Source organism: Mesorhizobium sp. M7A.F.Ca.US.005.03.2.1 (genome assembly GCF_003997795.1).
GTDB lineage: Bacteria > Pseudomonadota > Alphaproteobacteria > Rhizobiales > Rhizobiaceae > Mesorhizobium > Mesorhizobium ciceri.
Genome location: NZ_RZRP01000288.1, coordinates 1 through 6912 on the forward strand (window position 1 = coordinate 1; position 6912 = coordinate 6912).

The 6912-nt window shown below is 63.1% G+C and carries 8 protein-coding genes and 1 pseudogene; 7 read left to right on the forward strand and 2 right to left on the reverse strand.

The genetic code is table 11. From position 1 onward, the window contains the following. The 3 genes from EN991_RS17255 to EN991_RS17265 form a co-directional block, all read left to right on the forward strand. Positions 1 to 518 (forward strand): ABC transporter substrate-binding protein (locus EN991_RS17255; RefSeq protein WP_164769150.1); only part of this gene is annotated, 518 nt, incomplete at its 5' end. Positions 519 to 529: 11 nt separating this feature from the next. Further along, entirely contained in the window at positions 530 to 1357 is an 828-nt protein-coding gene (locus EN991_RS17260; protein ID WP_064993741.1) for an ABC transporter ATP-binding protein, read from the forward strand. Continuing rightward, on the forward strand, positions 1344 to 2195 hold the full coding sequence (locus tag EN991_RS17265; RefSeq protein WP_013531128.1) for an ABC transporter permease: 852 nt from the start codon (positions 1344 to 1346) through the stop codon (positions 2193 to 2195). The genes EN991_RS17260 and EN991_RS17265 overlap by 14 nt, the downstream gene beginning before the upstream one ends. Before the next feature lie 34 nt (positions 2196 to 2229). Here EN991_RS17265 and EN991_RS40930 read toward each other — a convergent pair. After that, a pseudogene (locus tag EN991_RS40930) lies at positions 2230 to 2390 on the reverse strand (precorrin-3B synthase); the annotation flags it as partial. On the opposite strand from EN991_RS40930, the gene EN991_RS17275 reads away from it, so the two are divergent. From EN991_RS17275 to EN991_RS17290, 4 genes are read left to right on the forward strand one after another with little or no spacing between them, the layout of a single operon-like run. After that, positions 2391 to 3683: a cytosine deaminase gene (locus tag EN991_RS17275; protein ID WP_127369197.1), complete on the forward strand. Its 1293-nt coding sequence runs from the start codon at positions 2391 to 2393 to the stop codon at positions 3681 to 3683. Then, a complete protein-coding gene (locus tag EN991_RS17280) occupies positions 3683 to 5086 on the forward strand; it encodes an FAD-binding oxidoreductase (RefSeq protein ID WP_127369199.1) in 1404 nt (467 codons plus the stop codon). Before EN991_RS17275 ends, EN991_RS17280 begins: the two co-directional genes overlap by 1 nt. Next, on the forward strand, positions 5086 to 5667 hold the full coding sequence (locus EN991_RS17285; RefSeq protein ID WP_164753555.1) for an NAD(P)H-dependent oxidoreductase: 582 nt from the start codon (positions 5086 to 5088) through the stop codon (positions 5665 to 5667). The genes EN991_RS17280 and EN991_RS17285 overlap by 1 nt, the downstream gene beginning before the upstream one ends. Next, complete coding sequence (locus tag EN991_RS17290) at positions 5667 to 6254, forward strand: NAD(P)H-dependent oxidoreductase (protein ID WP_024501339.1); 588 nt, start codon at positions 5667 to 5669, stop codon at positions 6252 to 6254. The genes EN991_RS17285 and EN991_RS17290 overlap by 1 nt, the downstream gene beginning before the upstream one ends. A 49-nt stretch (positions 6255 to 6303) precedes the next feature. On the opposite strand, the gene EN991_RS17295 is transcribed toward EN991_RS17290, so the two are convergent. Further along, positions 6304 to 6912 (reverse strand): aminomethyltransferase family protein (locus tag EN991_RS17295; protein WP_164769152.1); only part of this gene is annotated, 609 nt, incomplete at its 5' end.

Sequence of the window (6912 nt, forward strand, 5' to 3'; positions counted from 1 at the left end):
CCTACAACACCGCTCCCTTCCTCGCCAACAAGAAGTCGATCCAGCAGGGCTACGTCACCTCAGAGCCGTTCGCGGTCCAGAAGGAAGGCGGCTTCGTGCCGAACCAGTTCCTGCTCGCCGACTATGGCTGGGACACTTATTCGACGACGATCGAGGTGATGCAGGACACGATCGACAAGAAGCCGGAGGTGGTCCAGTGCTTCGTCGATGGCTCGGCCAAGGGCTGGTACAAATATCTCTACGGCGACAACAAAGCCGCCAACGACATGATCAAGAAAGACAATCCCGACATGAGCGACGAGCAGATCGCGTTCTCGATCGAGCAGATGAAGAAGTTCGGCCTGGCCGATTCCGGCGACACCGAAAAGCTCGGCATCGGCGCCATGACCGACGCGCGGATCAAGAGTTTCTACGACAAGATGGTCAAGGCCAAGGTCACGCCAGCCGGCATCGACATCAAGAAGGCCTACACGCTGACCTTCATCAACAAAGGCGTCGGGCTCGAGCTGAAGAAATAGGCCGCCCCGGAATGATAAGGGAAAAAGTGGCGCAAGCGCCGGCTGCGTCGGGTGCGGCCCCGACGCTCCTGGCGCTGAAGGGCGTCGGCAAGGTGTTCTCCAACGGCGTGACGGCGCTCAGCGACGTCGACCTGACCATCCGGGAAGGCGATTTCGTCAGCCTGCTCGGGCCGTCGGGTTGCGGCAAGTCGACGGCGCTGCGGCTGATCGCCGGCCTGTCGACGCCAACTTCCGGCGTGCTCGATTGGCGCGGTGGCGGCTCGCTCGACCGCTCGAACATCGGCTTCGTCTTCCAGGAGCCGACGCTGCTGCCCTGGGCCAATGTTTTCGACAATGTCTGGCTGCCGCTTCGGCTGAAAGGCATTTCGCGCGCCAAGGCGACACCGGCGGTAACGGAGATGTTGGCGCGGGTTCACCTGACCGGCTTCGAAAACGCGGTGCCGCGCGAACTGTCAGGCGGCATGAAGATGCGCGTATCCATAGCGCGCGCCATGGTGACCAAACCGCGCGTGCTGCTGATGGACGAACCGTTCGCGGCACTCGACGAGATCACCCGCTTCAAGCTCAACAACGATCTCCTGGAACTGTGGCAGGACGAACGGTTCACCGTCGTCTTCGTCACCCACAGTGTCTTCGAAAGCGTGTTCCTGTCCAACCGCGTCGTCGTCATGGCGGCGCGGCCGGGCAGGGTGTTCGACGAACTCGCCATCGAGGCCTCCTATCCGCGCGACGAGGCGTTTCGCACCTCGCCAGACTATGCGGCACTGTGCCGTCAGGCCTCCGACGTGCTGGTCAAGGCCATCAACTCAACAGCAGGCGCGCATTATGACGGCCATTGACGAGCGGATGCTCCAACTCGATCCCGAGGAAGCACGCCGCGTGCGCCAGGCGCGGTTCGAACGGATCGGCCGCTGGGTGCTGCCGCTGGCGATCATGATCCTGGCGATCTGGCTGTGGGATCGCATCTGCGTGTGGAACGAGATCCCGCAATACATCCTGCCGCGTCCCGGCGTGGTGCTGTGGACGCTCTACAACGATGCCGGCCTGCTGTTTTCCTCGCTGCTGGTCACCTTGCGCATCACCTTTCTCAGCTTGGCTCTGGCGGTCATAGGCGGGGTCGGGCTGGCGGTGCTGTTCGCGCAGTCGAAATGGGTCGAGATGTCGTTCTTCCCCTTCGCCATCGTGCTGCAGGTGACGCCGATCGTGGCGATCTTTCCGCTGATCAACATCTATGTGAACGACCAGACGACCAAGCTTCTGCTGTGCGCCTGGATCGTCGCCTTCTTTCCGATCCTGTCCAACACCACGCTTGGCCTCAACTCCGTCGACCGCAATCTGCGCGATATGTTCAAGCTCAACGGCGCGACGCGCTGGCAGCAATTGCGCTATCTCAGGCTGCCGGCGGCGATGCCCTATTTCCTCGGCGGGTTGAAGATCGCCGGCGGCCTGTCGCTGATCGGCGCCGTGGTGGCCGAGTTCGTTGCCGGTACCACCGGCCAGTCGTCCGGCCTTGCCTCGCGCATCATCGAGGCCGGCTACCGGCTCAACGCGCCGCGGCTGTTCGCGGCGCTGTTCCTGATCTCGCTGACCGGCATTTTGATCTTCCTCGTGCTGTCGCTGATATCGCATCTCATCTTGCGGCGCTGGCATGAAAGCGCGCTGAAGCAGGAGCGCTAGGGTGTGTGACGTGATTGATATGTTGGTGCGAGGCGCCCCCCTCTGTCCTGCCGGACATCTCCCCCTCAAGTGGGGAGATTGGCCGCTGTCACGATCTTCGCCAATCTCCAACATTGAAAAAAATGAGCCGGCACGGACGCTGCCAATCTCCCCCCTTGAGGGGGAGATGCCCGGCAGGGCAGAGGGGGGCAACGCTTGATACCAACCTCCGGCTCTTACCATCTCGCCAATGTTCGCCTTCATCGCTCACTGACGCCAGGCCTTTCCGCGCCCTTCGATGCTGACGGCTTCGGGCTTGCCGACATCGCTGTGGCCGACGGCAAGATTTCCAGCATCACCGCGCATGGCCGATCCGCTGATGCGGTCGACCTGGGCGGCCGTATAATCCTGCCGTGCTTCGTCGACTGCCACACGCATATCGACAAGGGCCATATCTGGCCGCGAAAGCCCAATCCCGACGGCACGTTCATGGGTGCGCTGAATGCCGCCGGTGCCGATCGTGTGGCACGCTGGAGCGCCGAGGATTTGGCGCGGCGGATGGATTTCTCGCTGCGCTGCGCCTACGCCCATGGCACAAGGGCGCTGCGCACCCACATCGACAGCGTCGCGCCGCAGGAGGAAATCTCCTGGCCGGCGTTCGAGGCGATGCGCGAGGAATGGCGCGGCCGCATCGAGTTGCAGGGCGCCTGCCTGCTCGGCATCGAAGGCGTGCGCGACAAAAAGTGGTTCGACAGGCTGGCAAAGAGGGTTGCCGCGGCAAAGGGCGTGCTCGGTGTCGTCACCTATATGGCGCCGGACCTCGAAGAGCTGCTCGACCACGTCTTCGCGCAGGCCATCAAGCATGGCCTCGATCTCGATTTCCATGCCGACGAGACCAACGACATTTCCGCCATATCGCTGAAGAAGATCGCCGAGGCCGCTCTGTGGAACGGTTTCGAAGGAAAGATCCTCGTCGGCCATTGCTGCTCGCTGGCGCGCCAGCCGGATCTCGACGTGCTCGACACGCTGGACAAGGTGGCGAAAGCGGGGCTCGCCGTCGTCTCGCTGCCGATGTGCAATCTCTATCTGCAGGACCGGCGCGCCGACGGCACCACGCCACGCTGGCGTGGCGTGACGCTGCTGCACGAGATGAAGGCGAGGGGCATTCCGGTGGCGGTTGCTTCCGACAACACGCGTGATCCCTTCTATGCCTATGGCGATCTCGACATGCTGGAGGTCTACCGCATGGCGACGCGCATCCTGCATTTCGATCATCCGGTCGCCGACTGGCCGCAAGCGGTCACCGCGACGCCGGCCAAGGTGATGCGGTTTGATGGCTTCGGCACGCTGGCTGCCGGCGGTGATGCCGATTTCATCGTGTTCAAAGGCCGAAGCTGGACGGAATTGCTGTCGCGGCCCGAATCGGATCGCATCGTGGTGCGCGGCGGCAAGGCGATCGACCGCCAATTGCCAGATTATGCCGAACTCGACGAACTGATGGTGGAATGATGGATGTTTCGGCGCTCAAACGCGATCTCGAAGGCCTGAAGGTCGACGACAATCCGGCCATCGTCCAGCAGAAGAGCCGTGACTTCTACTGGTACAGCCCGGTGCTGAAGCAGCAGCTCGACCATGTCACCGGCGACCTGATCGTGACGCCGAAGAACGAGGCCGAACTGATCCGCGTGCTTGCCGCCTGTCATCGTCATGGCGTGCCGGTGACGCCGCGCGGCAGCGGCACCGGTAATTACGGCCAGGCGATGCCGCTCTCCGGCGGCGTCGTGCTCAACCTTGCCGAGATGAACGAGATCAAGTCAATCGCTCCGGGTCGCGTCGTGACCGGGCCGGGGGCGATCCTGGCCGATATCGACAAGGCAACGCGGGCGCATTCCGGGCAGGAACTGCGGCTATCGCCCTCCACCTACAACACAGCCTCGATTGGCGGCTTCATCGCCGGCGGTTCGGGCGGCGTCGGCTCGATCAATTTCGGCGGGTTGCGCGATTTCGGCAATGTGCTTCGGCTGCGCGTGGTGACCATGGAGGCCGAGCCGAAAGCGCTCGAGCTCACCGGCGCGGATCTGCACAAGGTGACCCATGCCTACGGCACCAACGGCATCATATCGGAAGTCGAGATGCCGCTGACCGCGGCTTATGACTGGATCGACGTCATTGTCGGCTTCGACGCTTTCATGGATGCGGCCCGCTATGGCAATGCGCTGGCGTGTCAGGATGGCATCCTGACCAAGCTGATCACGCCGATAGCGGCACCCGTGCCGCAGCTCTATTTCAAGCGGCACCAGAAATTCCTGAGCGACGGGCAGAGCATTTGCCTCGTCATGGTGGCGCAGCATGGGCTGGACGCTTTTCTTGCCTTCACCCGGCGTGCCGGCGGCGAGGTGATCTACAATGCGGCCACGGCGACGCCGGATGAGAAAAAAGGCCTGCCGCCGGCCTATGAATTGGCTTGGAACCACACCACGCTGAGGGCGCTGCGCGTCGACCCTTCGATCACCTATCTGCAGTCGCTCTATCCCTTTCCCAACCAGCTGGCGCTTGTCGAGAAGATGGATGCGATGTTTCCGGGCGAGGTTTTCTCGCATCTGGAATTCGTGCGGCTGGACGGCAACATTACCTGCTTCGGCCTGCCGCTGGTCAAGTTCACGACCGAGGCGCGGCTCGACGAGATCGTGCGCCTGCATGAAGCGAACGGTTGCCCGATCTTCAACCCGCATCGCTACACGCTGGAAGAGGGCGGCATGAAGCAGACCGACGCGGTGCAACTCGCCTTCAAGCGCGAGACCGATCCGCAAGGGCTCCTCAACCCCGGCAAGATGATCGCCTGGGAAAACCCGGACTACGACTACCGTTCCGGGCGGACTTTTTTGTTCAAGGGGCTGCAGAAGGTAGGATGATGAACATCCTCGTCCTCTACGCCCATCCGGTCGAGACCAGCTTCAATGCCGGCCTGCACCGGATGATCGTCGAGCGCCTGACGGCGGCGGGCCATACGGTCGACGACTGCGATCTCTATGCCGAGGGTTTCGATCCGCGACTGACGCGCCAGGAGCGGCTGGACTACCACAACCCACGGGGCCCCGCCGACGCTGTCGCGCCTTATGTCGAGCGCCTGCTGCGCGCCGATGCGCTGGTGCTTTCCTATCCCGTCTGGAATTATGGCTTTCCAGCGATCCTGAAAGGCTTTTTCGATCGCGTGTTCTTGCCCGGCGTGTCGTTCAAATTGGTCGACGGCAAGGCGCAGCCGTCGCTGCACAACATTCGCAAGGTTGCGGCGGTGACCACCTACGGCGGCAGCCGGTTCCGCGCCCTGCTGATGGGCGATCCGCCGCGCAGGCTGATCAAGCGGATGCTGCGCGCCACCGTCAAACCGGGCGCGCCGGTGACCTACCTCGCGCACTACGCGATGAACCTGTCTACCGACGGCACGCGCAAGGCTTTCACGACCAAGGTCGCGGCCCGCATGGATGAGTTCTGATGCGCGCCTTGGTGGTCTACTGCCATCCGGTACCCGAGAGCTTTTGCGCCGCCATCCGCGACACTGCCATCGACGTGCTGATGCGACGAGGCTGGGAGGTGCGGCTGCTCGACCTCTATGCGGAGAAATTCGACCCGGTGATGGGCTGCGACGAGCGGCGCTCCTACAATGACCAGGCGCCGCAGGACCCGGCACTGAAGCCGCATTTCGAACTGCTCAACTGGGCCGAAGCGATCCTGTTCGTCTATCCGACCTGGTGGTACGGACTGCCGGCGATGCTGAAGGGCTGGCTCGACCGGGTGTGGGCGACGGACGTCGCCTTCAAGCTGCCGGCCGGCAAGGGACGGATCAAGTCGCTGATGACGCATGTAACCAAGGTCGGCGTCATCACCACCTGCGGCGCGCCGACCTGGTGGAGCGTCGTCGTCGGCCAGCCGGGACGCAAGACCCTGCTGCGCGGCATGCGGGCGCTGTGCGCGACGCGCTGCCGGACGTTTTTCCTGGCGCACTATTTGATGGATGCCTCGACGCCGGCGACAAGGGCGGCGTTTCTGGCGAAGGTGCGAGGGAAGCTGGAAAGGTTTTGAGAGGGCGACTTTCCCTTCCTTCCCCCACAAAGGGGGAGGCGAGAAGGCACTACATCCTCGTCCGCTCCGATTTCGGATCGTACATCGGCTTCAGCGAGGCTTCCGCCGCAAAACGCTCGCCGGCGATTTCGATCTCATAGGACGACGCCAGCACATCCGCCTCGCTCTCGCCCTCGCAAGGCACATAGCCCAGCCCGACGGCGCCGCCGAGGTGATGGCCGTAATTGCCAGACGTTATCGGACCAACGATCTTACCGTCGCGCAGGATCGCCTCGTTGTGGAAGAGCAGGGGTTCCGGATCCTTCAGCCGGAACTGTACGAGCCGGCGTGACAGGCCGGCTTCCTTCTTGCGCAGCACCGCGTCACGGCCGATGAAGTCGCCCTTGGCGGTCTTCACCGCGAAGCCGAGGCCGGCTTCCAGCACATTGTCCTCATCGGTGATGTCATGGCCGAAATGCCGGAACGCTTTCTCGATGCGGCAGGAATCCAGCGTGTGCAGGCCGCAGAGTTTCAGGCCGACATCCACACCTGCCTCCTCGACCACCTCGAAGACATGGGCCGCCTGGTCGGTCGAGACATAGAGCTCCCAGCCGAGTTCGCCGACATAGGTGACGCGGTAGGCGCGAGCCAGGCCCATGCCGATTTCGATCTCCTGGAA